Source organism: Candidatus Cloacimonadota bacterium, from assembly GCA_034722995.1.
In the GTDB taxonomy this organism is placed as follows: domain Bacteria; phylum Cloacimonadota; class Cloacimonadia; order JGIOTU-2; family JGIOTU-2; genus JAGMCF01.
On the sequence record JAYEOL010000032.1, the window covers coordinates 16,051 to 41,889 of the forward strand.

The window sequence follows — 25,839 nt, forward strand, 5'->3', positions numbered from 1 at the left end:
TAGTTACCTTTTTAATATCGCATACGAAATTTGAGTTATTAATTTATCATAGTTTTATTTTCAACCTAATCTTTTGAAAAATCTGGTGTTTAATTGTTATACTTTTTTATGAGCCTAAATACTTCTCAGCAAGTTTAACGGCTAACCGAACAGCCTTAAGATTCAATTGAACATATTTTGGTCTAATTCTTTTTTTCAAGGCTTTCTTAAGAGCATTTAGCGAAACAACATTAGTAATTTTACAGGTAAATGCTAATACAATAATATTTGTAACAATTGCAGTTTTAAATTTTTTGATTGCCAATTCAGTAAATGGAATCCCAATAGCTTTGCCTTCAATAGGATTGATGCTGATTCGTGATGAATCGTAAATAAAAGTTCCTGTAGGTTTTAACTTATCTATAAACTTATCAGCAGCTTCTTGAGAAAGGCATAGCAGAATATCCAGACTAACAGCTCTTGGGAAATAGATTATTTCATCACTTATAATAACATCAGCACGGCTTGAACCTCCTCTGGATTCAGGTCCATAGCTTTGGGATTGCAAAGCATGTTTTCTATCCAGAATAGCTGCCTCGGCCAAAAGTATTCCACCAAGAATTAATCCCTGTCCCCCACTACCACTTAATCTAATTTGTGTTTTCATTTTCGCTATTAAAATTTGCTTTTACTTCTTTAATTCGCCTTGCCAGTAACTTTCTTATTAATACTTTTGTTATTAGAAATATTTAATTCGCCGGCTAAGTGAGTTATCAATTTATCATACTCTTCAGTAAACTCTGGTTTATCAGTATCATAAAGAATTCCTCTGACAATTTTTCCTTTTATTTTTTCGGGGGAAAGTTTTGAAACTGCACTTATTGGAATTGTATTATCTCGCTGCCATTTTAACATTTCAACTGCAGAACCAAAATTATTTAACTTTCCATATGATATTGGACATTGAGAAATAACATCAACGATGGAACAACCTTTCTTTAGAATTGCCTTTTCAAAAATTTCTCTTGCCTCTGTTGTATGATATGCAGTAGTTCGTGCTACGAAACTTGCACCGGCACTACGAGCCAGATCACAAAGATCAAAAGTCGGTTCAAGTGCACCATAGGGAGCTGTGGAAGCATATTTTCCCGAAGGCGTTGTCGGAGAACATTGCCCACCTGTCATTCCATAAATATTATTATTGATAATGATTATTGTCAGGTTAATATTTCTTCTTGCAGCATGAATTAGATGATTCCCTCCAATGGCTGCAGCATCTCCATCTCCAGTAATAACTATTACATTCATCTCGGGTTTTGATAGTTTTATTCCAGTGGCAAATGCAATTGCTCTCCCATGCGTAGTATGAAGTGTATTAAAATCAACATATACTGGCATTCTGCTTGAGCATCCAATTCCAGAGACCATAGCAATATTATCCTTTTCAATTCCTAAATTGTAGATTGCTCGTAGAAGGTCACCAAGAATTGTTCCATTTCCACATCCTTGACACCAGACATGAGGAAACTTTTTACGATGTCTGAGATACTGATGAATAACTTTCTGCGGAATATTTTTCATTTAACCTCTGCAATTTTATCTAAAATTTCATCTGGTGTAATAATCAATCCATTATATTTTTGCAATTTAATAAACTTTGAATGGTGCTCGTATTTCGTAACCCTTTTAATTTCGTTAATTAGCTGTCCTTGATTCATCTCAGCAATAATAACAGCTTTAGTATTTTCTAACATCATTTCAACATCTAAGTCTGGAAAGGGCCAGATAGTAAGGGGTCTAATCAAACCCACTTTGATACCTTTTTCTCTTGCTTTTATAATAGCTTCTTTAGCTGAACGAGCAACAATACCTGCAGCAAAGATGGCTATCTCGGCGTCTTCCATTTCAAATGCCTCAATCTGAATAATATCATCAAGATTATCAGTTATTTTTTTTAATAGGCGGTTCATCATTGCTTCAACTTCCCGGGGCACTTGAGTTGGGAAACCATTTTCATCATGAGCAAGTCCTGTAATATGAAAACGATAACCTTCACCAAAGTTTGCAAGAGGTGAAATATATTTTGGTTCATTTTTGTAATGCTTATACCATTCTGGAGGCACATTAGGTTTAATACGATTTATTATTCTTAATTTTTCTTTTGGAGGGAGGATAACAGATTCCCGCATGTGAGCTAAAACTTCATCCAATAAAAGAATTACAGGTGTGCGATACTTTTCAGCAAGATTAAATGCCCGGATAGTGAGCTCATAACATTCCAGAACTGAATTAGGGTAAAGAGCAATTACAGGATGATCTCCATGTGTGCCCCATCGTGCTTGCATAATATCACCTTGAGCTGGGCTTGTAGGCAAACCTGTGCTCGGACCACCTCTCTGCACATTAACCACCACACAAGGAATTTCTGCAATCATACCATAACCAATATTCTCTTGCATAAGAGAGAAACCTGGTCCGCTGGTAGCAGTCATCGATTTCATCCCAGCAATACTTGCGCCAAGAATACAAGCCATACTTGCGAGTTCATCCTCCATCTGAATAAACTTGCCTCCATATTTAGGCAATTCTGCTGAAAGGATTTCTGCAATCTCGGTTGAGGGAGTAATGGGATATCCACCAAAGAACCGCATTCCAGCATCCAATGCTCCAAAAGCAACAGCTGCATTTCCTTGCATTAATACAGGCTTACTTTTTGGCTTTCTACCTTTTGACATTAGCTCTCCTCTCACCTTTAGCAGCTCCAGTTATTGCATAATCAGGACAAAGCATATCACATCTTTCACAATGAATACATTTTTCAGGATACTTCACATAAGGTGCTCCGTCTTCTCGGTTTGCCAATGTTCCAGTAGGACAAAAAGCAACGCAGATTCCACATTTCTTGCACCATTCATAATAAATAAAAACCGGGGATTCCTGAAAATCACCCGCATCATCTACCTTAGACTCTTTAACTTTCACTATTTCAAGAGTATCGCTCTCTTTAATAATCTTTCCTTGAGAATTCTTTTTCATATTGTCTTCTGCAGTGAGTAAAGAATAAATTGTCAAACAAAACAATTATTTTAATTTAAGAATAAAGATATTATATTATTTTTACAATTTTTAGTGTTGAAATGCTATCATATTAATTTTTTAAATACAGAAAGAAAACCCCTGCATTTAGTTTGTCCGGGGTCTATTTGCTTTTGGTTTATCAAATTTTAAGATATCAATATAACAGTTTGCGATTACCCGAAGTTGGCGACCAACGGAAGCCAATTTGAGCGGAGCGAAGCCGGGTACTCGCTGTTATGTGATGTAATTGACATTCTTTATATAACTATCAATTAGTTTAATTTTTTTAAGATCTTTTTTGTTATTTTTTTGAGATCGGTATGAATCATTTTTTGAAACTTCGTAAACCATCCGATATTGATTTAGATCTAATATTTTATAGTTTACGCCATTATCAGAAACTATTTTTAATTTTTTGTGATCAACTTTTGCAAAAGAAAAAAGATCTTCTTCAAATGCTATACCAATTTTATTATTTAAGTAAATAAATTCATGCTCTTTTTCATCGACTAATTGATAGTCAATTTTTGAAAGAGTTTTTTGTAATTCGCTCCAATCTGTAGTAATATATTTTTGAGGTACAAGAATGTCTATATCTTTTGAATCCAAGTCTTTTTTGATAAGCCTTGATAATCCAAGCGAACCATACAGTACGGGGGTTATATCTAATTCGGTGTTTAAGCACTTAGCTATTCTTAAAAACTCTTTATATTTATCCATATTATTTAAAAATGTCAATTATTTCACATAACTGCTTAATAATAGACACTTGATTCCCTCCCCGATTTAATCGGGGATCGCGGGAATGATAGCTAAATAGTGGTTTATTCTTTTCGCCTTCGCGGGAATGCCTCTACAATAAAGTGAACTCATTAATATGTCATTTAACCTCATTTACAGCCCAATCAAGTGCTTCTTGAAGCATCTCTTCAGGTGGCGGTTTAATAAAGCCTTTGCCCGTCAACATATCCGTCATCCCTCTGGCATACTTTATATCTGTTTCTGCTTTTGCATAAGCTTGTTCCCTTGTAATTTCAATTCTGGCAACACCATCTTTAATAGCTTGCATTGCAACATCCGCAGCTTCATGAGGGAATACTCCAGGCTCATCCATCTTTGGTATGATATTATCAGGATTTATTCCTCTTTTTTCAGCATAATTTGCAAGAGAATGGGCAGCTGCAATAGCCATTTTATCTGTCACTTTTCTTGCCCTAACCATCAAAGCACCTTTAAGAATGCCAGGAAATCCGAGGGAATTATTAACCTGATTAGAGAAATCACCTCGTCCGGTTGCAACAATATATGCTCCCGCATCTTTTGCAGCATAAGGATAAATTTCTGGAACAGGATTTGCACAGGCAAAGACAATAGGTTTTTCTTCCATAGATTTAATCCATTCTTGCTTAATTATATCAGGTCCTGGAGTTGAAACAGCAATTAAAACATCTGCATTTTTTATCGCATCGGGGAAATCACTTACACATTTAGGATTTGTTATCTGGCAAAGATCCCATTTGCGATAGAATCTCGGGTCTGCCTTTAAATCTTCCCGATTTTTGTGTAACCCACCTTTTGAATCAAACATAATGATATTTTCAGGATTTGCTCCTGCTGATATCTCTATTCTGGCTATAGTTGTATTTGCAGCACCGGCTCCAAAGTGAACAATCCTTACATCAGATAATTTTTTGCTTACAAGTTTAAGTGCATTTACCAAACCTGCAAGTGTAACGCACGCGGTTCCCTGCGCATCATCATGCCAGACAGGAATAGTACACTCTTCTCGCAAAGTATCAAGAACTTTGTAGCAATTAGGTTGAGAAATATCCTCAAGATTAATGGCACCAAAGCTAGGTTGAACCATTTTCACAAATTCAATTATCTTGTCTGGGTCATGTTCACCTTTTTCATTATAGCTATCCACACACAGAGCAACAGCATCAACGCCACCTAGATATTTCATTAAGAATGCTTTCCCTTCCATCACTCCCATTCCGCCTGGAGGTGTGCAATCTCCATCGCCAAGCACACGGGTAGAATCGCTTACAACTGCAACTAAATTTCCTCTGTTGGTAAGCTCAAAAGAGGTGTCATTATCATCTCGTATTGTTGTTGATATTTTTGAAACCCCGGGTGTATACCAGACATTGAACCAGTTGAATCCAAAGACTGATGCTTTGGGTGCAGTCTGAATCTTTCCGCCATAGTAACTATGAGACTTCTCAGCCAATCTTTTCAGAAAAAGCGTTTTTGCTTTAGCCATTTGCTCCTGCGTGAAATCAGGTGGGAACACCTCATCCAGATTTTTTAGGCTTAACTTTAGTTTTGCCATTTTTATTCCTCCAATTTTGTTATATCCTATCGTATTTCATTTTATTTATGTTTTAGTTCTTTAATTCTCTCTAAATATTTTAAATCTTCAATATCTTTTGCTCTTCCTGCAGATTTTTTCATTTTAATCAAATTATCCAATGATGCAAAATATACCTCAACATTTCCAATTTTATCCTTTACTTTAGTTTTCCAAACATCTTCAAATTCTACACCTGCTACAAATGGATGAATATCTGTTTCCAAAATATATTGTCTTATTAAAATTTTCTTTTCCAAAAAGTCCTTAACACTTACATCAGATATATCGTATCCAAACTCTTCAAGACTTTTCATAACTCTTTCCACATTCTCCCTTGTAGGTCTGATGAAAATATCCAAATCAAGAGTTGCTCTTGAATAGCCATAAACAGGGAAAGCAGTAGCTCCGATAATGACAAAATCAGCTTTATTTTCTTTTAATAATTTCAAAAGCTTTTCGGTATCCATTTCTAACCAATATATTTTTGGTAATTCTGGATTTTTCAAACATCATTTGGAATCTTTCTTCAACAGTAAGAGAAAGTAAATAATCCAGTTCAAATTCCATTTCTTTTTGTTCATCATTAATGCTTGATTTATAAATATTATTCATTTTTTCTTCGTATCTTAATTTTATCAAGTTTTTCTAATTTTTTGTTATCTCAATAGCAACATTTTTTTTAATTGAGATTTAACTTCTCCAATGGACGCTTGATAAAAATAGATTCCACTTAAAACTTGTTTACCAGTCTCATCTTTCCCATCCCAGATAGCTTCGCCAATTTTTAATTTTTTTACAAGTTGCCCTTTAATATTATAAATTCTTATCTGTGCCGATCTGTGTAAATCTGTGGCTAAAAAAGATATAGCGGTGGAACTGCTGAATGGATTAGGATAATTCTGCATAATAAACTCATTAGAAATACTTGATGGATGTGAATCTACGGATGTGGTTGAAAATAATGTCATTTCAATAAGCCAATTTCTATCCAATTCAGGATTTACTGACAAGCACATCCAACCAGATGGACATATCCAAGCTCCTTTATCAGGTTCCATAGGTCCTTCATCCATCCACCCAACTTTGCCATTTAAAGTATAAATCTCATACCCTACCCAATATTCAGTTTGCGGTTTAATCTCAATTGGAATATCAAGAAAATGCTCTACCCATGTATTAGCAGGAAAAACTCCCATAGGTGCTTCATATACTAATTCCCCTGGTGGGTTATCAGGTGACCCTCCTTCATAAATTTTAATAGTAATTACGCAAAAATCAGATGCTGTTGGAGAATAAAATGAAACCTTGCCAATTATATCTCCAACATTATCTCCGAGTTCCTCGTCGGTAAATCTAACAGCAATTTGCAAAGTATATTCATACGGCAGCTCAAGTAAAATAGATGGGTCTCCACAATACTTCAATACTGATTGGTAGTTGTAATTTGCCAAATCAAAATCAATTATCATATTGGTACTATCAATATCAACCTCTTTTGTTTGATAATAAATCCTATTAAGGTTTGCCGTAGCGGTATAATGTCCTGGCATAACATCTAAGATTTCATATTCTCCATTAGAACTATCAACTACTGTAGAGTAATTGTAATCGCCAACAAAATTTATGATTGTGCCAGTTGGGTCAGCGCCACCTTCTACAGAAACCACACCTGTAACACTTTCATAATTAAACAAATTAAAGTCAACTACTGTATGGATTGAATCAATATAAACTTCTTTTGTTTGATAATATAGTCTTCCCAAAAGTGCACTTGCAGTGTAATATCCTGGAAATACTATAGGTATTTGATAAAAACCATTTGAATCTTCAACAGTAGTTGAATAACTATAATCGCCTTGAAAAGTAATGTGTGTGCCAATTGGATTTACTCCATCTGAATAGATTGTTCCTGATACGGTTACAGGTCTATCTCCACCTTCAACATCAAGGACAGCGCCACCAACAATACAATATCCTACTGGCATACCTTGGGGTAAAGAGTACCAGGCATTGATTGTATTTGGTCCTCCAGGATTACTTGAACCCCATCCGAAATTTAGATGGTAATAATCATCTGTATTGTATCCATCACAATTTATAGCATGTCCGCCAGCACCCCCTGATTGGTATATCGCTAATTCTGCTGGTTTTGCGGTCATCATATTAGTACTTAACGAATCATAGAAAAATGGCTCCCATGAATCCTTCCACATTGCAGAATCGTAACCAAATTTATCAAGTAATGCATCATCTACATTACTGGTGTTTGCTCCGGAACCAGAAGAACTATACCACATATGAACTGATATTCCACAACCAAAACATAAAGCTGCTGTATCTTCATCTGTTAGAGGAATATTATGCTGATAATGTATTTTTAATGTATCAAGATATATATTTAAGGCATTAAAACTTGGAAAGTCATAAAGAGTACTATCAGAATCTATATGTATCCCATTAGTCCAATAATTGTCTGCGGAGTAATTAAAGCTCACATCGCCAACATATTTATGATAATTTATTAGCATAGACATAGCAGTTGCGACACAGCCCACGACGCATCTGCTACCAGTATTTGGATCAATTGGACAGAACATATTGTATGGATAGCTTTGGTTCCATGTAGTTTCAATCCAACCGCTTGTGGAAGTACTTCCTGGCTCAGGCCACTGTTGGAAGTCTTTGGTCTTTAGCTCTTCAATATTTTCAGAAATATAATTATTCCAAAGCATATTATTGGTGGCTATCTTCTCAGAAGTGAATTGGGACTTTGCTTTTAATCTGAATTCCATATCTTTTTTTATCATATAATAAAGAAGATTTTCATCGTCTTTGACTAAATCTGTCCTGAATGAATATGCAATAATTGGAGTAATATCGGTGTCTGAAGAAAGAGCAATAAACCCTTTAGGCTGGAGGTCTGCGATAAAACACAGTTTTGTCTGATTATTTTCGTCTTCAATAACAGAAATTTCTGCGATTGAATATTCAACCGATTTATTTTTATAAGCAAGCTGCGTTTTTACAGCCTGTTCAACATCATCATCTGTGACTGGATTTGCTGATAAACAAATCGGCAAGAGTATTAAAAACAGAAATATGTAATATATCTTTTTCATTTTCCCTTCTTTCAACCTTGTTCAACCTTGCGAAGGTTCTGAACCTTCGCAAGGCTAATCTTTTATTTTACCTTTATTCTCCCTCTTCTTCTTTTATCATTTTCAGAATCTGTTTTCGGTTTTTCTTTTAACGATATAGTATCACCAACTGCAATTCCTTCAATTATTTCTACTTTTTCAAGGTCATTAATACCGGTTTTTACAATTTGCGGAGTAATCAATGTATCTGATTTTACTTTATATACGATATTGTTTCCATTCTCATCCTGGAAGATTGCCTGAATCGGAACTGTAACAACATCTTTACTTGTTCTGCCAATTATTGTAACATTCGCACTCATACCAGGCCTGAGATTTGGAGTTAAATTTTCTATAGAAATTTTAATCTCAAACACACGGATATTATTATTTCCAATCTTAGCCATTGGCGCAATATGAGTTATCTTTCCTTTGTAATCAGCATCAGAGAAAGCCTCTATTGAAATATCAACGGGTTGGCTTATAGATATTTTACCAATATCAATCTCGTTAATTTCAGCAAGAATAATCATTTTTGATAAATCAGCAATGGTCAATATCACTGTTCCACCAGAATAAGATTCACTGGAAACCACCATCTCGCCTTCTTCTACATTTTTGCTGATAATGGTTCCTGAAACCGGGGCAGTAATTTTTAGATTTTCTTCTGTAATGCCAATCTCTTGTATTAATTGATATTGCTCTAATGCGGATTGATAGTTTATCTTTGCTCTCTTTAGAGCATTCTGAGATTCAAGCCATTCATTGTCTGATATAAAATTCTTTTCATACAATTTTTTATCAGAGTTAAAATTTTTCTGCGCAGTTTCCAATTCAATCTGTGCTATCTGAAGATTACTTTTAATTCTGGATAAAGTTTGTGCTTGCTGCATATCAGGTTCAACCTCTGCAATGATAGCACCTTCATGAATTAGCTCGCCTTCTTCAACATACAATTTTTTAATCTTTCCACTAATTTTTGATTTAACATTTACCTCTTTTATTGGCATTATTTCACCAACTTCATCAAGAATTATAGAAATATCACCAAGTTTGGCAATCACTGTATTATTACCATCAAACTTGTTTTTTGATATTTCTTTCTTCTTCCCACTTGAAAGCACTAAAATCAAAATAACAACTACAACTATAATAACTACAACCCAAACAAATTTCTTCATAGTTCTCCTACACTGTTTCTATCATTGAAATTAACCATTGCGTCCTAATGTGTCGGAATCGCAAGGTTTTGAGTTTACCCCGTGAGATAATAAACATCTAACCGGGTTTACGAACAGACATTAATTAATATTCTTTTAACATTTTATTATTACATATTAGATTTAGCTGTTCTTGAAAAAGGATTAAATTATAATAACTTTGAATTTTTTCATTTTTGATTTGAAACAACTCTTTTCTGGCATTTTCCAGTTCGGTTAAATCCGATTGTCCCAATCTGTATCTTTCATTTACTATCTCAAAATGAATTTTCTCCAGTTCCTCCTGCTTTTTTGACAACGAAAAATATTCTTTTGACTGCTTAAAATTCATTAGTGCAAAATTAAAATCCTTCTTATTTTCCTTTATTGTATTATTCAACTGAAGTACAGCTTTATTTAACTGATACTTATGTTTTTTATGAGTTGGAAGATTTGTAATTGGACTTAGTAAAGGATATGATAGAGACAAAGAATATTTAATCGGATTAGATGACCTCTCAAAATCAAAAATACTTTTTTCTTCCCAGCCTAAGTCTTTATTAACTGAGAAAGAAAGGGTAGGCAAAAAAGACAACTTATTTTGATTATAATCTCTCCTGGCTTGCTTGGAATTCTCCTTCTCATAGGCTATGCTAAGTATTTTACCTTCAGAAAACATAAAATCCTCCGGGGTGAAAAATTCATAATCAAATTCAGTAAAATCATAAATATTGTTATATTCAATATTTATAGCAAAGCATAGCTCCATTTTACTATTTATAAGATTATTCCAGGCTTTAAGCGAATCAATGAGTGTGCGTGATAGACTTATTTCTACTTGTTGCAATTCCAATTCGGAAACTTTACCGTGGTCCAAAAGAATTTTGGTTTCTTCAAGATTTCTTTTAGCAATTTTTACTTCCTGCGCGGCTAATTCAAGCAATTTTTTATTCTGTAGAACATCAATATAATACTGAATAATATTATAAATAAAATTTCTTCTGGTGAGTTGTAATTCAATTTCTCTTTGCTTTAAAGCCGATGTGCCTTTTTTAATATCAAAATATCTCCAATCATTTAGCGAAATAGATTCAGAGAGTGAAATATTACCAGATTTAATTGAACTATTTTTTGATTCTATACTTGAAATTGAATATTTTACAGAAGGAAGAATTGTTAAATAAGAGGAATATAGATTCTGCTTAGAAGTCTGAAGATTATAGTTTTGACAACTTATATCATATGAATTTTTCAATCCAATTGAGATAACTTGATGAATATCAAAAGTTTTAGCAGGAATAGATGTTGGTAACGACAAAATTATTATGGATATTAAGATTTTTTTCATTATACTTTTTTACCTCAACCCATGGCCTCTTTTCGAGTCGTAAGTTTACCCTGTGGATAATTTATTCTATCATAGGAGCTTGCGACGACTCGAAGCAGTATGAAATAAGATATTTTAACTCTACTCGCTGCTTTGCTTATGAGTCGAAAACCGACAGGGTAAGGTCAAAACACAAACATCAATATCATATTAAAAACTCCAAATATAAATCCAAAAATTGCACCAATTATTACAAGCGGTTTTGTAAGATAGAATTTCGTTTTTAATTCAATAAAGTGGATGTTTTCGTCTGAGAGCAGATCAAAAATTTTCTCTTTAATCTTATATTTCTGAGCCAAACTGGGTATAAAACTGCAAAGTAATTCTTCAAAGAAGTAATAGGATAATTCTTTTACCAATTTCAATATTGGGTTAGCAAGAAAATTTGGAAGGTGTTTGAACCATTTATTGTGAGAAAGTCTATCTGTAATCTTTCGGGAGATATTTTCTGCGAACTCTTTCGGCTTGGATTTATGCAACTCATCAGGATTGGATTCTAAATATATTTCAAACTGTTTTGCGATATAGTCCGTGAGTTTATTTTTTAATTTATAGATGATTCCAATTGGTAGCTGAATACATAGAAAATGCTTTTTCCTTTTTGGATGAAAAATTATGATAAGCAGTAAGTAAAATAATCCAATTCCAAAAAGAATATTAAGAAAGAAAATTAAAATGATGAAATACCAGGGCATCAGAAACTCCTCCCAACACCACCCCCTCCACTAAGTCCACCACCAAATCCGCCAAAACCTCCAAATCCACCAAATCCGCCTGAGCCAGTACCCCATCCACCCCTTAAACCACCAAAACCACTCAATAAAAGAAACGGAAAAAGACCTATTCTACCACCAAGGAAAAGTGCTATAATCACAAATCCAATTATAAGTCTAATAATATTTATTCCAGAAGCTCTTGTTCTGCCATAACCTTCAGGAATTCCAGTGAGTTGAACGCCATAATGATCAGCAGTAACTGAAGCGATTACAGCTATTCCATTTACCACTCCAGAATTATAATCATTTTTACTTAAATATGGAACAATATCTTTATCTGCTATTTCTCCACACAACCCATCTGGCAGAAAGCCTTCAGCTCCATACCCAGTTTCAATCTTCATTTTCCTTTCTTTAACTGCAATAAAAAGCAAGGCACCAGCATCACCTTTGCCTCCAATGCCCCAATTTTCATACAGTTTAGTAGCATAAGTATAATAGTCTTCTCCTTGCATATCTTCTACAATTGCTAAGGATAGTTCAAAGCCGGTTTTCTGTTTCAATTCTATAGCTATGTTATTTACTTTTTGTAATGCTTCAGAGGATAAAACACCTGCAAAATCAAAGCAGGAGAAGTCAGGTGATTTAGGTTTCGGATAAGAAACCTTTGCATTGATGAGAGATGTAACCAATAATATCGAAATCAAAAAAATAAATAATGTCTTATTTCTAATTTTCATCATATTTATCTTATTTAATAATTTTTGAGTTTATTGACTTTTTGCCTATTTATGACTCTTTTAGTTACACATCCAATAGATGTCCCATTTTATCTTTTTTAGTTCTTAAATAATCTATATTTTTTTTATTTGGTATTGTATTAATAGGTATCCTTTCTACAATTTCTATTCCATATCCTCGTAGTCCTATAATCTTTTTAGGATTATTAGTTAGAATTCTTATAGTTGTTAGTCCAAGGTCTTTTAGAATTTGTGCTCCTAATCCATAATCTCTTAGGTCGTTTTTGAACCCTAATTCTTCATTAGCTTGCACTGTATCTTTACCCGTATCTTGCAAATGATACGCCTTTATTTTATTAATTAAGCCAATACCTCTGCCTTCTTGATGCATATATACGAGAACACCTAATCCTTCTTCTTCAATAGCCAACATTGAATTTTCTAACTGCTCTCCACAATCACAACGGAGTGAATGAAAGGTATCACCTGTCAAGCATTTTGAATGAACTCTAACCAGAATGTTCTTTTTACCAGCTACATCACCCTTGACGAGTGCAACATGATGCTCATCTGTAATTGGACTTTCATAGCCAATAATTTTGAAGTGACCAAACTTCGTTGGTAGATCTGCTTCAGCAACGCGGAATATAAGCTTTTCTTTTTTCTGGCGATATTTTATCAAATCCTGAATTGTAATTATTGACAAATTATGCTTTTCTGCGAATACTTTAAGGTCATCTAACCGAGCCATATCACCATCATCCTTAATGATTTCACATATTACACCAACTGGTTTTAAGCCTGCAATTTTTGCTAAATCTACTGCTGCTTCAGTGTGACCTGCTCTTTTCAGGACTCCGCCAGGTTGGGCTTTAAGTGGGAAAATATGCCCCGGCCTTTGTAAGTACTCTGGTCTGGAATTTGAATTGGCTAAAACTTTGATAGTCTCTGCACGGTCATAAGCAGAGATGCCTGTAGTTGTATTCTCTTTAGCATCCACAGAGACAGTAAACTGAGTCCGATGCCTTTCTGTGTTTTCAGCTGTCATCAAAGAGATATTTAGTCTCTGCAAATCTTCTTCAATCATAGGAACACAAATCAAACCACGAGCGTGAGTTATCATAAAATTTATACTTTTTGCATTTATTTTTTCTGCTGCCATTATCAGGTCTCCTTCATTCTCACGATTCTCATCATCAACAACAATAACCATCTTGCCATTCTTTATTTCATTAACAGCATCTTCAATGCTTGCAAAGGTTTTGTTTTTCATAGTTATCTAACCATCACTTTTAGTAAATACTTCGTTAAATAGCCAATACTAATGGCGAAAACAAAGCTATATAAAGTTCCAATTAAAATATATTCTGCCAATTTTCTCCTTTTCAAACTTTCAAATCTGAAAATAGATTTTGCAGCTAAAACAAACCCGATACCAATTGGATTATCAGTAAGAATCATTGTCAAAATAATGAATCTTTCCAACTTGCCAATAATTTTCCCACCGCTTGTAAGTCCACATTCATTATCTGTTTTTATTTGCATCTCGTGGGGCTTTTTAAGAAAACCTATTAAGATGCCGGCAACCCATATAGTAATGAGGTAAGCTATACCAATTATTGAAAAATTTTCGGGAATTTGTAAATAAGAGATATACAAAATTCGTTCTTTAAAAATGGAAAGTAAAAATATAATTACAGCAATATGAAGAGTTTGGTCTATTATAAAAAGTAAAATCTCGGTTATATAAAATTGGTTTTTACTTGAACTTTTTGCAATATGCTTTGTGGTTCTATTTTTAGCAAAACCAATGATAAAATGTGAAATGAAAATAAAAACTGCAAGTGCAGGCATTCTAACAAAAATAAATGATACTACACCTACAATAAGACTATGAAGTAATATAGGCGATGCAGAATACTTTTTTGTCTCTGCTAATTGCCTATTCTGCAGAAGAAAATCAGCTATGAAGTGTGCAAGAAGCAAATTTAAAAAAATAATCATTTTTTAATTAAAGACAAATAATACACCGCCAATAGGGTGTAAATGTAGAATACATCCCAAATTGGGTGTAAATGTGAAATACAACCTAAATGGGATGTAAAATAGGAGTACAACCCAGATTGATTGTAAAACAAGGATATACCCCGTTTAGGGTATATTTTATAAATATACCCCTTAAGGGGTATTAGGCAGGTGGTTTTATTATCATAATACATTTCAAGCCAAAGGTGATTCTGCTGACTAAATTCCTTATTTATATATTTTTCAAAAAATCTTCTGCTTTATTCAGAGCAGGCTTTACAATTTGTTTCCAATCGGCAGATTTTAATCGTTTTGCAACATTTTGTTGAGCAATTGGTTTACCTTCTACTTTTTGTGCTATTTCCACTTCTGTCAATCCCTGCATTTTCCAGAACACAGCTTCCTTTTGTTCAAAACTCCAGCCAACCGTTGCTTTATCAAAAAGTATGCAATATCCTTCTAAAAGATTATTTAAATGGGCATCAGAAATTTTCATTGCTATTCTTCTATACTTATTCTTTGAAAGATTTTCCAGCATTTCTCCAGAAAATCTGTATGCCTCGCCATCTCCAATGGAGGTTCTTTGTTCTGGCAGCATATCAATTGTGCCATACCCAATAGAGATTCTTAAATCAATAGATTGTGGATGCATCATAATTGCAAGTTTCAATCTTAATTTCAGGCAAATAGAAAAGACAGGGGAACCAGATTTCAGGACATTTTGAAAGGAATCACCTCGGAAAATATCAAAATCATAAAGAAAATTATCAGCATATTCTTTCTTAATAAACTGCAAACTTTCTACTAACGCATTATGGAGATTTTTCCTCTCCTCTCCTTTGAAAAGAGATGAGCCAACAACATCACCTGTGATTACAAAGTACTCCTTCTTTCCCATCTGTTATCTCATATGTAAACGGACAAAATATTCAATACTGCGGTCATAAGTTCGCTCCTCACTTTCTGTAAAATAACAAGCAGGTAGCTCACCCAATCTTCTGTGATAAGCGATACATTCACAACATTTCCCTTTCTTGTCACAAGGATATGTACAGTTGCATTGTTTGATGTTTTCTTTTATCTTACATTCCATCTTACTTCCTACAAATTTTATACAATCTCTCTTAATTTATAAAATTCCAATGAACCTGCAAATAGGTTCCATAACCGTTAATAAGATTATGCTCATCCATAAAATAATCTTGATTTAGAATATTCTTGAAAAGAACAGAAATTCTAAACCTATTAATATTTATACCACATTTAATATCAAGAAAAATCTCATTCTTCTCTTTTTCAAGTTCAATATTTCTGAAATCCTTCAAATATGAAAGCTCGGACTTAGCATAAATAAAATTATTGTGCTTAAGATCCTGCCTGACTTCCCATAATAATTTTAATGCGATATTTGGACGATAAACAAGAGTGCTTGGTCTTTTTTTAAAGTCAAAATTTAATCTTAATCTATTGTGAATCGTAAAGTAATCAAAACATGCTTCTCCTATTGCGGTAAATCCATAGGTAGTATAATCCTTAATTTTTTCATAATCTGGGGCATCGCCATTGCCAGAGAGCAAAATATATTGGGCATCATTCTGCACTTGCCGAATAAATGGTTTTAGTGTAAAATCATATTGGTTTAGTTTATAATTAAGTATCAAATCAGCAAAAACTACCTTGATTCTATTGTGTCTAAGTCCAGAATCAAAAGTTTGGAAATCGTTTTGTTCACCTTTTACACCTATGAAAAAATTGGTAGTAAATTGTCTAATAATAGGAATATCAAATATCAGTTGCGGATAAAAATAAGTAGTATCATCCAGACCAGAAAAATAAATCTCATTCCTAAGTTTTATTGTATAAAAATCATAAAAAATCCCAGGTGAATTCATTTTTAGCACGATATAATAATCCTTCACAATTCCCTTATAATCAATATAGTTATAATCGTTTATATCAGCTTTTAAGTAGATATCAGTTTCGTACTCCTCAATCGGCAAATGAAAACCCAGATTTATCTGATTACGATAAAAATTATTTTTGATAGATGTGTCACCATAAATTTTCTCATATCCTCTTTGATGTAAATATGAAAAGTCAATGAAATTTTCAAAAAGTGAAACATCCAAAATATGATAAATAGTTCGTCTTTTTTGTGAATAATTGTCGCCAATTTCTATGCCATTTATTGGATTTGCAAAATTATATCTGTCGTTTTTCGAAAATAGTTTCAAAAAATTATATGTCATTTTGTAGGATGAGAAATTCTTTTCAGTTTGAAAAGCTGTGTTGTCAAAATAGTTTTTATTGTTCCAGGGGCTTTTATCCTTTCCGCTGTGAACAAACAGTTTTGCGTTACAAAAGTTAAAAAAGCTATTCTTCTGAAAATTTAAATATCTATCTTCCAAACTAAAGGAACCGGATGCAAACCGGACGGCTGATAAAGTTGGCTCAAAATCCGTTTCTAAACATGAAAATTCATATTCATTATTTTCTTTTCTATCCAAGTTATAATAAAATAATAAACCTTGTATATCATTTGAATCAAAAAAAAGATTGTTCAGTTTTAGATTGTAAATACTATAATCTATTTGTTCGTATGGCGGAAAATAAAAATTATTACCAAATCTATATATTGAATTGCTTACAAATGTTTTATTGCTAAAATTAAAGAATGTGTCTTCTATTGACCGAACTTGCTGTTCTACTTCTTTTAGTGTATAAGTCTTTATTTTTGAACTATCAGGGATAATAGGCAGTCTTAGTGAATCAATATCCAAAGAATCCTCTTCAGAATGAAATAAGGAATCAGGCTGAATAACTTTCTGGACTTGAATATCTTGGGCTTCAGTTGATGCTGAAAATAGTAAAAAAATAAGAAAAAAGCAAATTCTTTTTACAACCATTTATTTTCTTTATACCAATTATATGTTTTTTGTAAAGCTTCATCTAAAGAAAATTTAGCTGAAAAATTTAATAACTTTCTTGCTTTCTCTGAACTGCATAGCCAATATTTAATTTTCATCTCTTTTACTTTTTGTAGATTTAGGATTGCTTGTTTTTTGTGTAAATATTTTGTGCATTCATTAAACAAGGCTGTGGCATAAGCAAAAGACATAGGAACCTTAAGTGTAATTGCTTTTTTTTTCATAACATTCTTTAATATCTCTATAAAATCATTCCATGAATATATATTTCCATCACATGCGAAAAAAGTTTGCTGATTCGCCTCGGGTTTTTCTGCTGCTTTGATAATTAAATTTGTAAGGTCTTCAATATAAACCAAGCTAATAAACTTTTCACCAAACCCAACTAAAGGTGCAAAGCCCCTTTTTACTAATTTAAAATAGATGTAGAAATCCTTATCATAAGGTCCAAATACGCTTGAAGGTCTGATAATAGTCCATGGAATTTTCGCATACTTTCTAACATATTCTTCTGCTGCCAACTTACTCTTGCCATAGTAAGAGATAGGATTTTCAGATTCTTCCTCAGTTTTTGGAATTTTGTTCTCCGAAGGTCCTGCAGCAGCCTGAGAACTAAGAAATACAAACTTCTTTACCTTAAAATCCTTAATTGCTGTTAAAAGATTTTTTGTGCCATTAAGATTTACTTCAAAATATTTCTTCTTGGATTTTTCTTTTACTTTTGCCGCTAAATGGAAAACATAATCCTTACCTTCACACGCTTTTCTCAATGATTCAATATCATTACAATCACCATATGCGAATCTTACTGGAAGATTTTTTATGGATTCTAAATTTGATGTTTTCCTTATCAAGCATGTTACATCATAATTTTTAGACAGTAATGCCCTTACAAGATTACTACCAATAAAGCCATTTGGCCCAGTTACAATTGCTCTTGATTTCATTTTGTCTTAAACAGGAATAAAGAAAATTTTTGTCAATTGAAAAAGAATTTAATTATTGCTGATTATAAAAAATGTGTGATACTTAAGATAAATCCAGATATAAACAAGAATTAAAAAGTTAGAAATTTGAATACCTACACATAAAAAAGAACGGATTTTCTAAAAAATTCATATTTATTACATAACTTAACAAAAAAATTTTAAAATGAAGATTTCACTTGACAAGTAATTTTAAGACTTTGTAACTCCCCACTAAATTTTCAAAAAGCTAACAGTAAAAATGAAAATTCATGAGTATCAGGCAAAAGAAATTTTTTCAAAATACAATATACCTACACCAACTGAAATTCTATGTTATACCCCTCAAGAAATAAAACAAGCAGCCTTAAAATCTAACGAAAATGTAATCATTAAAGCTCAGGTTCAAGTTGGCGGAAGAGGTAAAGCTGGCGGTGTTAAACTTGCAAAAAATCCTGATGAAGCAGAAAAGATTGGCAAACAAATTTTAGGTATGGAAATCAAAGGGTTAACAGTTGAAAAAGTTCTTGTCTCTGAAGCAATAGACATTGAAAGCGAATACTATGTTGGAATTACTAATGACAGAAATTCAAAGAGTATCGTTTTTATGGTAAGTTCCGCAGGAGGAATTGATATAGAAGAAATGGCTAAATCAACACCGGAAAAAATTTTTAAACTTTATGTTAACCCATTTGATGGAGGATTATTTGACTTTCAGGCTCGGAATCTTGCCTTCAAAATATTTGACGATATAAAAATAGTTAGACAAGTCTCAAAAATCATTCAAAATCTATATAGATGTTACATTGAAAATGACGCTTCATTAGCAGAAATCAATCCATTGGTGTTAGACAAAAAAGGCAATGTTCTGGCTCTTGATGCAAAAATCAATTTTGATGATAATGCCCTTTATAGACATCCTGAAATAAAAAAAATGAGAGAAATTCTACCCGATGAAGAAAAAGAGATGGAAGCAAAATCAAAAGGATTAAGCTATATTCGTCTGAATGGTAATATTGGATGTATGGTAAACGGTGCGGGACTGGCAATGGCTACAATGGATTTGATAAAACTTTATGGCGGAGAACCTGCAAATTTCTTAGATATTGGTGGCAGTTCAAATCCACAAAAAGTTATTGATGCTATGAATATTTTGCTCAGCGATAAAAATGTTAAAGCTGTAATGATAAATATTTTTGGGGGAATTACTCGTTGTGACGATGTGGCAAAAGGATTGGTTAAAGCTCTAAATACACTGAAGGTTGATATTCCTATTGTAATTCGGTTAACAGGCACTAATGAAGAAGCTGCTCATAATATCCTTAAAGAAAGCAAATTGATTCTTGCAAGTTCAATGGCAGAAGCAGCACAAACAGCAATCAATCTTACGAAAAATTAAAATATTAAAATGAGCATCTTAATTGACGAAAAAACAAAGGTTATTGTTCAAGGTATAACAGGACGGGACGGAAGCTTTCATGCCAAACAGATGAAACAGTATGGAACAAATGTTGTTGCAGGAGTTTCTCCAGGCAAAGGTGGACAAGAAATTGATGGAATTCCTGTATACAATTCAATGAAACAAGCAGTAGATGAAACCCGCGCAAATACCTCAATAATATTTGTGCCAGCAAAATTTGCAGTGGATGCTATCTATGAAGCTGCAGATTCAGATGTAAAATTGATTGTTACTATTTCTGAAGGCATTCCCATAATTGATATGATAAAAATTACTGAATATTTGGAACGAAAAAATATTCATCTAATCGGTCCAAATAGTCCTGGATTAATTTCCCCAGGAAAATCAAAGGTTGGAATATTACCGGCACAGATTTTCAAAAAAGGGAAAGTAGGTCTAATTTCTCGTAGTGGAACTTTAACCTATGAAATTGTAGACCATATTACAAAATCAGGACTTGGCGAATCTACCTGTATTGGAATCGGTGGTGACCCAATTATTGGTATGAATTTTATTGATTGCTTGAAGCTATTTGAAAAAGACCCGGAAACAGAGGCAGTTGCGTTAATTGGTGAAATTGGGGGTAATGCTGAAGAATTAGCAACTCAATATGTAAAAGAATATATGACCAAACCTGTAGTAGGATTTATTGTAGGTAAAACAGCTCCTCCTGGAAAGAGAATGGGACACGCAGGTGCAATTATTTCTGGTGGCTCTGGAACTGCTTCAGAAAAGATTGATGCATTGGAAGAGGCTGGTATCCCTGTTGCAAATCAGCCATCCGAAGTTGCAACTTTGTTGAAATCAAAATTATGACTAAAGAAAATGATAAAGTAATTCCGATGTATCGGAAGAAAAAATGTATTGAGATATATTAAGAAACTGCAAAAGGCAAAATGCTGAAAGAATAATTTTAGGAAAAGAGGCTGGAATGCGAGAAATAAAAGCAAATCAAATTACAGAAATTGTGAAAAAACTCTGTATGGATGCTAATTTCTATCTGCCGGAAGATGTAATAGACACAATAAAGCAAGCAAAAGAAAAAGAAGAATCTCAGACTGGAAAAGATGTATTTGATATGATTCTGCAAAATATTGAAATTTCTGAGAGCGAGAAATTACCTCTCTGCCAGGATACCGGTTTTGCTGTTTTTTTCATCGAGTTGGGACAGGAAGTCCACATTATTGGCGGAAATTTTGTAGATGCAATTAATGATGGAGTTCGTCAGGGATATAAGGAAGGCTATCTCAGAAAATCTATCGTTGATGACCCGGTGATTGATAGGATTAACACAAAAGATAATACTCCTGCAGTAATTTATACAGACATTGTTCCTGGAGATAAAGTCAAAATTACATTTGCACCAAAAGGTGGCGGTTCAGAGAATATGAGTACAGTCAAGATGCTGAAAGCTGCTGATGGCATTGAGGGTGTAAAAGACTTTGTTGTAGATTTTGTAAAAAATGCCGGGGGTAATCCTTGTCCACCAACAATCGTGGGTATTGGATTAGGTGGAACATTTGATAAGGTTGCTCAAATTGCTAAAAAAGCTTTACTGCGTCCAATAGGTTCACGGAATCCTAATCCAAAATATTCTGAAGTTGAAAAAGAATTGTTAGAACGGATAAACAAAACTGGTGTCGGACCTATGGGCCTGGGCGGCAGAGTCACTGCTCTTGATGTGCATATAGAAACATATCCCTGTCATATCGCTACAATGCCTGTTGCAATCAACATCCAATGCCATTGCTGTCGGCATAAAGAAGCGATTATTTAAAAGTAAAAAGGTAAAAGAAAAAGATAAAAATTAATTATTTATTAGAATGAGTTATGCAAAATAGATAAATTCACTTCATTTGTCATTCCCGTGAAAACGGGAATCCATTTAAATAAAGGATATCAGATTCCGCATCAAGTAAGGAATGACAAGAAAAAGGTATTTTGCAGATCTCATATTTATTAGAATCCATGGAGGAAAAATGCCAAAAACTGTAAAATTAACAACACCTTTAACCGATGAGGATGTAAGCAAATTAAATATTGGTGATACGGTTTTGCTTTCAGGAATAATATATACAGGCAGAGATGCAGCTCATAAGCGATTGGTGGATTTGATTGAACAGGGTAAGGAATTGCCAATTGAATTGAAGGGACAGGTAATGTATTATGTCGGTCCTGCACCAGCACCGCCAGGTAAACCGATTGGTTCAGCGGGACCTACAACAAGTTATCGTATGGACTCATTAACTACTCAGTTATTAGAAAGAGGACTTAAGGCTTCAATTGGCAAAGGACCAAGAGGACAAAATGTGATTGATTCTATGGAGAAAAATAAAGCTGTATATCTCGCTGCGGTTGGCGGTGCAGCAGCACTCATCGCAAAATCTATCAAAAAAGCAGAAATTATCGCTTATGAAGATTTGGGTGCAGAAGCTATTAGAAAATTAGAAGTTGAAGATTTTCCCTGCATCGTTGCAAATGATATCTATGGAAATGATTTATATAAGGAAGGTGTAGCTAAATATGAAATTAGAAATTAGTCCCGATTTCAATCGGGATCCCGACAAGGTCGGGAAAACTTGAAACTTGCCTGTCCACCGACCCGTCCTCCGCAGTCCCGACTTTTTTCGGGACGGAGGGTGGAAGCATAGCGAAGGCGGAATACTTGATGAATAATTTTGAATATAAGTAGAAAGATGAAAGAGTTATACGCAATTGACTTAAATATGTTAATTTGCGAGGTGAAAAAATGAAAAACTTTCAGGCAAAGATGTTTAATAGAAAAGCTTCTAAGCCCAAAAGCAAGTCCGATCAAATTATAGAAGCTATAGCACTAAAACCCGGGCTGAATATTGCTGATATTGGAGCGGGTGGAGGCTACTTTTCTCTAAGATTTGCCGAATTAGTAGGAGAAAAAGGTAAAGTTTACACAGCCGATACAAACCCAGAATTTTTAGAGTTTATTAAGAATGCTGCTAAAGAAAAGGGATTAAATAATATTATACCAACTCTTTCCATAGAAGATAGGTTAAATTTACCTGAAAAAAGTTTAGATTTTATATTTATGCGTAATGTCACCCATCATATACCAAATAGAATAAAGTATTTTACAAATTTAAAAGATTTTCTAAAACCAGGTGGCAAGATAATTATTATAGAATATAAGGAGGGTAAATTTTTCACTTTTCGTGGAATGTTTGGGCATTATGTCCTTAAGAAAACTATTATACAGGAAACGAAAGACGCAGGATATTCATTGGAAAAGGAATTTGATTTTTTACCAGAACAGCACTTTACTATTTATTCAAAGTAATGAAAAATAAATTAAATCAACAAATACATATTTTATTCAAGTATCAAGTTTTCCCGACCTTGTCCCGATTGAAATCGGGATTGAAATCGGGACAAGTATCAAATTGTTAGGAGTTTTTAATGAAATATTGGGAAAAACCGTTTGGTAAAGAAAAGCCAAAAATCGTTTCAGGTGAAATCCATATCATCAAAGAGAGATGCAAAGGCTGTAACTTTTGTATTGAATATTGCCCAAGAGATGTATTAGAAGTCTCAGAAGAATTTAATGAAAAAGGATATCATCCACCAAAAGTTGCAAAACCTGAGATGTGTACCTTTTGTGGGCTTTGCGAACTAATCTGTCCTGACTTTGCGATTTTTGTTACTGAATTAAAAGAAACTCCGACTGGGGACCATCCACTTCAGCCAGGTACTTTTGGTGGAAAGGAGGAAAAAATTGTTCAAGCAAAGTAAACTATACGGTGAATTTTTTATGCAGGGTGATATCGCTTGTGCAGAAGGAGCACTTTCTGTAGGATGTCGCTTTTTTGGCGGATATCCTATTACCCCAGCTTCTGAAATTGCTGAACGAATGGCATTCCGTTTACCACTCTTAGATGGCGTTTTTATCCAATTTGAAGATGAAATCGCATCAATGTCTTCTATTCTTGGTGCATCCTGGGCAGGTGTAAAATCAATGACTGCTACTTCTGGACCTGGAGTTTCTCTTATGTTAGAAAACATCGGGCTTGGTATGATGATGGAAGTTCCTTGCGTTGTGGTAAATGTTCAACGGGGCTCGCCTTCTACTGGATTGCCTACATCCTGGGGGCAAGCAGATATGATGCAGGCTCGTTGGGGCTCTCATGGTGATTATGGAAGTATCTCACTTTGTCCAAAATCACCACAAGAATTTTTTGATTTGACTATTGTTGCATTCAACTATGCTGAAAAATATCGTCTCCCTGTTTTTATATTGTCAGATGCTATTGTCGGTCATATGACAGAAAAAGTGGTTATTCCTCCCGTTGAAGAAATTAAACTGGTTGAAAGAAAATACACCAAGAAAAAGCCCAAGGATTACCTCCCTTATGAAGTTGTGGAAGATTTAATTCCAGAGTTCGCAAAGGCAGGTGATGGATATCGTTATCATACAACTGGGCTTACGCATGATGAACGAGGTTACCCTGTTATGACAGAAGAATGCCAAAAAATATGTGTTACCCGCCTTGTTGAAAAAATAAAGAAACATGCAGATGAAATTATCATGCTTGAAGAAAGAGATATTGATGACGCTGATGTAGTTGTTGTTGCTTATGGAATCACTGCGCGAACAGTTGTTCCAGCTATTGAAAAAGCAAAGAAGAAAGGTATAAAAGTTGGATTATTACGACTTATAACAGTCTGGCCATTCCCTGAAAAAAGAATAAGGAAATTAGCACAAAAGGTGAAAGGGTTTGTCGTGCCTGAGATAAATTTAGGACAGATTGTTCTGGAAGTTGAGCGTTGTGCTGCAAAATATGTAACTACTAAATCAATAACACATCCTGGTGGAGGGATTCACAATTTCAATGATATAATCAAGGCTATTGAAGAGGTGGCTTATGAATAATGAAAATATGCAAGCAATAGTAGAACGACCTTCCGATGAAGAACAGCACCATCCAATGGAAGACCTGCTCAGAATGGATAGAATGCCACATATCTGGTGCCCTGGATGTGGACTTGGCTCCTGTTTAACTGCATTTGTAGAAGGATTAATTAAAGCTGATGTCAATTTTGATAAGGTTGCAGTCGTTTCTGGTATTGGCTGCACAGGAAGAGTAGCCGGATATATTAAACTTGATTCCTATCACACTACGCATGGTAGAGCAATCCCTTTTGCAACAGGCATGAAATTAGCAAATAGAGATTTAACTGTTGTTGTTTTTTCCGGAGATGGTGATTTATTTGCTATTGGTGGCAACCATCTCATTCATGCTGCAAGAAGAAATGTAGACATTAATGTAATTTGTGTAAACAATTTTATCTATGGAATGACTGGTGGACAGAATGCACCGACAACTCCATTAAAGGCATATAGTTCCACAGCTCCTTATGGAAATTATGAGCAACCATTCAATTTAGTTGGAGTTGCTGCTGCCTCGGGTGCATCCTATGTCGCCAGATGGACCGCATTACATTTAAGAAGATTAACGGATTCTATCGCCGAAGCTGCAAACAAGAAAGGATTTTGCTTTATTGAAATTGTATCACCTTGTGCAACGGTATTCGCAAGAAGAAATATGGGCGGAACAGGACTGGATTTACTTAAAGAATTCCAGAAAAGATCAATTATTGATCACTCTGCTGATCCAACTAAAATCCCAATAGATATGGACGGTAAGATTATCTGTGGTGAATTTATAAATGAAGATAAACCAACATTCTGGGAAAATGTCCAAAGTGGAATCAAAAGTAAAGTAGAAAAAGAGGTAGAATGGGAAGAGATGCAAAGAAAATTGAGACAAAAAGTAACCAAAAAAAGCAAATCTATGGAATAAAGGCTCAACAAACGTTCTATAAAAATATTGAGTATTT

Annotated in this window: 27 protein-coding genes; 8 read left to right on the forward strand and 19 right to left on the reverse strand. The window is 34.0% G+C overall.

The features are described from left to right. Window positions 1–106: 106 nt before the first annotated feature. The 19 genes from U9R23_04215 to U9R23_04305 form a co-directional block, all read right to left on the reverse strand. On the reverse strand, window positions 107–646 hold the full coding sequence (locus U9R23_04215; protein ID MEA3475629.1) for a 2-oxoacid:acceptor oxidoreductase family protein: 540 nt from the start codon (window positions 644–646) through the stop codon (window positions 107–109). Window positions 647–675: 29 nt separating this feature from the next. Then, complete coding sequence (locus U9R23_04220; protein ID MEA3475630.1) at window positions 676–1,560, reverse strand: thiamine pyrophosphate-dependent enzyme; 885 nt, start codon at window positions 1,558–1,560, stop codon at window positions 676–678. Continuing rightward, complete coding sequence (locus U9R23_04225; GenBank protein ID MEA3475631.1) at window positions 1,557–2,714, reverse strand: 2-oxoacid:acceptor oxidoreductase subunit alpha; 1,158 nt, start codon at window positions 2,712–2,714, stop codon at window positions 1,557–1,559. The genes U9R23_04220 and U9R23_04225 overlap by 4 nt, the downstream gene beginning before the upstream one ends. Beyond that, window positions 2,701–3,015, reverse strand: a complete 315-nt coding sequence (locus tag U9R23_04230; protein MEA3475632.1) for a 4Fe-4S binding protein — start codon at window positions 3,013–3,015, stop codon at window positions 2,701–2,703. Before U9R23_04230 ends, U9R23_04225 begins: the two co-directional genes overlap by 14 nt. 276 nt (window positions 3,016–3,291) lie before the next feature. Then, complete coding sequence (locus tag U9R23_04235) at window positions 3,292–3,777, reverse strand: hypothetical protein (GenBank protein ID MEA3475633.1); 486 nt, start codon at window positions 3,775–3,777, stop codon at window positions 3,292–3,294. Window positions 3,778–3,937: 160 nt separating this feature from the next. Next, entirely contained in the window at window positions 3,938–5,392 is a 1,455-nt protein-coding gene (locus U9R23_04240) for an NADP-dependent malic enzyme (protein ID MEA3475634.1), read from the reverse strand. Between the two features lie 41 nt (window positions 5,393–5,433). Further along, complete coding sequence (locus tag U9R23_04245; protein MEA3475635.1) at window positions 5,434–5,880, reverse strand: nucleotidyltransferase; 447 nt, start codon at window positions 5,878–5,880, stop codon at window positions 5,434–5,436. Then, entirely contained in the window at window positions 5,840–6,025 is a 186-nt protein-coding gene (locus U9R23_04250) for a hypothetical protein (GenBank protein MEA3475636.1), read from the reverse strand. Before U9R23_04250 ends, U9R23_04245 begins: the two co-directional genes overlap by 41 nt. 44 nt (window positions 6,026–6,069) lie before the next feature. After that, window positions 6,070–8,532 carry a C10 family peptidase gene (locus U9R23_04255; protein ID MEA3475637.1) on the reverse strand — a complete coding sequence of 821 codons (2,463 nt, stop codon included), beginning with the start codon at window positions 8,530–8,532 and terminating at the stop codon, window positions 6,070–6,072. A gap of 62 nt (window positions 8,533–8,594) precedes the next feature. Then, entirely contained in the window at window positions 8,595–9,731 is a 1,137-nt protein-coding gene (locus U9R23_04260) for an efflux RND transporter periplasmic adaptor subunit (protein ID MEA3475638.1), read from the reverse strand. A 124-nt stretch (window positions 9,732–9,855) separates the two neighbouring features. Continuing rightward, window positions 9,856–11,097, reverse strand: coding sequence for a TolC family protein (locus tag U9R23_04265; protein ID MEA3475639.1), 1,242 nt, complete (start codon window positions 11,095–11,097; stop codon window positions 9,856–9,858). 164 nt (window positions 11,098–11,261) lie between these two features. Then, entirely contained in the window at window positions 11,262–11,831 is a 570-nt protein-coding gene (locus U9R23_04270; protein MEA3475640.1) for a hypothetical protein, read from the reverse strand. Continuing rightward, window positions 11,831–12,559 carry a TPM domain-containing protein gene (locus tag U9R23_04275; protein MEA3475641.1) on the reverse strand — a complete coding sequence of 243 codons (729 nt, stop codon included), beginning with the start codon at window positions 12,557–12,559 and terminating at the stop codon, window positions 11,831–11,833. The genes U9R23_04270 and U9R23_04275 overlap by 1 nt, the downstream gene beginning before the upstream one ends. A gap of 97 nt (window positions 12,560–12,656) precedes the next feature. Next, window positions 12,657–13,865: a bifunctional 3,4-dihydroxy-2-butanone-4-phosphate synthase/GTP cyclohydrolase II gene (locus tag U9R23_04280; GenBank protein MEA3475642.1), complete on the reverse strand. Its 1,209-nt coding sequence runs from the start codon at window positions 13,863–13,865 to the stop codon at window positions 12,657–12,659. Between the two features lie 2 nt (window positions 13,866–13,867). After that, complete coding sequence (locus U9R23_04285) at window positions 13,868–14,596, reverse strand: DUF3307 domain-containing protein (GenBank protein ID MEA3475643.1); 729 nt, start codon at window positions 14,594–14,596, stop codon at window positions 13,868–13,870. A gap of 253 nt (window positions 14,597–14,849) precedes the next feature. Further along, complete coding sequence (locus U9R23_04290; protein ID MEA3475644.1) at window positions 14,850–15,515, reverse strand: SatD family protein; 666 nt, start codon at window positions 15,513–15,515, stop codon at window positions 14,850–14,852. A 3-nt stretch (window positions 15,516–15,518) separates the two neighbouring features. Next, on the reverse strand, window positions 15,519–15,710 hold the full coding sequence (locus U9R23_04295; GenBank protein MEA3475645.1) for a DUF6485 family protein: 192 nt from the start codon (window positions 15,708–15,710) through the stop codon (window positions 15,519–15,521). Between the two features lie 31 nt (window positions 15,711–15,741). Next, window positions 15,742–17,523, reverse strand: a complete 1,782-nt coding sequence (locus U9R23_04300; protein ID MEA3475646.1) for a hypothetical protein — start codon at window positions 17,521–17,523, stop codon at window positions 15,742–15,744. After that, on the reverse strand, window positions 17,514–18,491 hold the full coding sequence (locus tag U9R23_04305) for an NAD(P)-dependent oxidoreductase (protein ID MEA3475647.1): 978 nt from the start codon (window positions 18,489–18,491) through the stop codon (window positions 17,514–17,516). Before U9R23_04305 ends, U9R23_04300 begins: the two co-directional genes overlap by 10 nt. Before the next feature lie 280 nt (window positions 18,492–18,771). Here U9R23_04305 and sucC point away from each other — a divergent pair, with 280 nt between their 5' ends. The 8 genes from sucC to U9R23_04345 all read left to right on the forward strand — a co-directional run bounded on the left by sucC (window position 18,772) and on the right by U9R23_04345 (window position 25,802). After that, complete coding sequence (gene sucC, locus U9R23_04310; protein ID MEA3475648.1) at window positions 18,772–19,908, forward strand: ADP-forming succinate--CoA ligase subunit beta; 1,137 nt, start codon at window positions 18,772–18,774, stop codon at window positions 19,906–19,908. A gap of 9 nt (window positions 19,909–19,917) precedes the next feature. Beyond that, window positions 19,918–20,784, forward strand: a complete 867-nt coding sequence (sucD, locus tag U9R23_04315) for a succinate--CoA ligase subunit alpha (GenBank protein ID MEA3475649.1) — start codon at window positions 19,918–19,920, stop codon at window positions 20,782–20,784. 115 nt (window positions 20,785–20,899) lie between these two features. After that, a complete protein-coding gene (locus U9R23_04320) occupies window positions 20,900–21,745 on the forward strand; it encodes a fumarate hydratase (protein MEA3475650.1) in 846 nt (281 codons plus the stop codon). Window positions 21,746–21,947: 202 nt separating this feature from the next. Continuing rightward, window positions 21,948–22,508 (forward strand): Fe-S-containing hydro-lyase, encoded by a 561-nt coding sequence (locus U9R23_04325; protein ID MEA3475651.1) that lies wholly within the window; start codon window positions 21,948–21,950, stop codon window positions 22,506–22,508. Between the two features lie 209 nt (window positions 22,509–22,717). Then, entirely contained in the window at window positions 22,718–23,281 is a 564-nt protein-coding gene (locus tag U9R23_04330; protein MEA3475652.1) for a methyltransferase domain-containing protein, read from the forward strand. Between the two features lie 119 nt (window positions 23,282–23,400). After that, window positions 23,401–23,733: a 4Fe-4S binding protein gene (locus U9R23_04335; GenBank protein ID MEA3475653.1), complete on the forward strand. Its 333-nt coding sequence runs from the start codon at window positions 23,401–23,403 to the stop codon at window positions 23,731–23,733. Beyond that, window positions 23,717–24,871, forward strand: a complete 1,155-nt coding sequence (locus U9R23_04340) for a 2-oxoacid:acceptor oxidoreductase subunit alpha (protein ID MEA3475654.1) — start codon at window positions 23,717–23,719, stop codon at window positions 24,869–24,871. The genes U9R23_04335 and U9R23_04340 overlap by 17 nt, the downstream gene beginning before the upstream one ends. Next, the gene (locus tag U9R23_04345) at window positions 24,864–25,802 is read left to right on the forward strand and encodes a thiamine pyrophosphate-dependent enzyme (protein ID MEA3475655.1); all 939 of its coding nucleotides are present in this window, start codon (window positions 24,864–24,866) and stop codon (window positions 25,800–25,802) included. Before U9R23_04340 ends, U9R23_04345 begins: the two co-directional genes overlap by 8 nt. Window positions 25,803–25,839 lie beyond the last annotated feature (37 nt).

Excerpts from the sequence above, each read along its gene's own strand:
- sucD (MEA3475649.1), top strand. The coding sequence starts at position 19,918 with ATGAGCATCTTAATTGACGAAAAAACAAAGGTTATTGTTCAAGGTATA.
- sucC (MEA3475648.1), top strand. The coding sequence starts at position 18,772 with ATGAAAATTCATGAGTATCAGGCAAAAGAAATTTTTTCAAAATACAAT.
- U9R23_04260 (MEA3475638.1), bottom strand. The coding sequence starts at position 9,731 with ATGAAGAAATTTGTTTGGGTTGTAGTTATTATAGTTGTAGTTGTTATT.
- U9R23_04290 (MEA3475644.1), bottom strand. The coding sequence starts at position 15,515 with ATGGGAAAGAAGGAGTACTTTGTAATCACAGGTGATGTTGTTGGCTCA.
- U9R23_04345 (MEA3475655.1), top strand. The coding sequence starts at position 24,864 with ATGAATAATGAAAATATGCAAGCAATAGTAGAACGACCTTCCGATGAA.
- U9R23_04240 (MEA3475634.1), bottom strand. The coding sequence starts at position 5,392 with ATGGCAAAACTAAAGTTAAGCCTAAAAAATCTGGATGAGGTGTTCCCA.
- U9R23_04215 (MEA3475629.1), bottom strand. The coding sequence starts at position 646 with ATGAAAACACAAATTAGATTAAGTGGTAGTGGGGGACAGGGATTAATT.
- U9R23_04220 (MEA3475630.1), bottom strand. The coding sequence starts at position 1,560 with ATGAAAAATATTCCGCAGAAAGTTATTCATCAGTATCTCAGACATCGT.
- U9R23_04225 (MEA3475631.1), bottom strand. The coding sequence starts at position 2,714 with ATGTCAAAAGGTAGAAAGCCAAAAAGTAAGCCTGTATTAATGCAAGGA.
- U9R23_04320 (MEA3475650.1), top strand. The coding sequence starts at position 20,900 with ATGCGAGAAATAAAAGCAAATCAAATTACAGAAATTGTGAAAAAACTC.
- U9R23_04255 (MEA3475637.1), bottom strand. The coding sequence starts at position 8,532 with ATGAAAAAGATATATTACATATTTCTGTTTTTAATACTCTTGCCGATT.
- U9R23_04250 (MEA3475636.1), bottom strand. The coding sequence starts at position 6,025 with ATGAATAATATTTATAAATCAAGCATTAATGATGAACAAAAAGAAATG.
- U9R23_04235 (MEA3475633.1), bottom strand. The coding sequence starts at position 3,777 with ATGGATAAATATAAAGAGTTTTTAAGAATAGCTAAGTGCTTAAACACC.
- U9R23_04280 (MEA3475642.1), bottom strand. The coding sequence starts at position 13,865 with ATGAAAAACAAAACCTTTGCAAGCATTGAAGATGCTGTTAATGAAATA.
- U9R23_04335 (MEA3475653.1), top strand. The coding sequence starts at position 23,401 with ATGAAATATTGGGAAAAACCGTTTGGTAAAGAAAAGCCAAAAATCGTT.
- U9R23_04265 (MEA3475639.1), bottom strand. The coding sequence starts at position 11,097 with ATGAAAAAAATCTTAATATCCATAATAATTTTGTCGTTACCAACATCT.
- U9R23_04270 (MEA3475640.1), bottom strand. The coding sequence starts at position 11,831 with ATGCCCTGGTATTTCATCATTTTAATTTTCTTTCTTAATATTCTTTTT.
- U9R23_04245 (MEA3475635.1), bottom strand. The coding sequence starts at position 5,880 with ATGGATACCGAAAAGCTTTTGAAATTATTAAAAGAAAATAAAGCTGAT.
- U9R23_04300 (MEA3475646.1), bottom strand. The coding sequence starts at position 17,523 with ATGGTTGTAAAAAGAATTTGCTTTTTTCTTATTTTTTTACTATTTTCA.
- U9R23_04285 (MEA3475643.1), bottom strand. The coding sequence starts at position 14,596 with ATGATTATTTTTTTAAATTTGCTTCTTGCACACTTCATAGCTGATTTT.
- U9R23_04325 (MEA3475651.1), top strand. The coding sequence starts at position 21,948 with ATGCCAAAAACTGTAAAATTAACAACACCTTTAACCGATGAGGATGTA.
- U9R23_04330 (MEA3475652.1), top strand. The coding sequence starts at position 22,718 with ATGAAAAACTTTCAGGCAAAGATGTTTAATAGAAAAGCTTCTAAGCCC.
- U9R23_04295 (MEA3475645.1), bottom strand. The coding sequence starts at position 15,710 with ATGGAATGTAAGATAAAAGAAAACATCAAACAATGCAACTGTACATAT.
- U9R23_04305 (MEA3475647.1), bottom strand. The coding sequence starts at position 18,491 with ATGAAATCAAGAGCAATTGTAACTGGGCCAAATGGCTTTATTGGTAGT.
- U9R23_04230 (MEA3475632.1), bottom strand. The coding sequence starts at position 3,015 with ATGAAAAAGAATTCTCAAGGAAAGATTATTAAAGAGAGCGATACTCTT.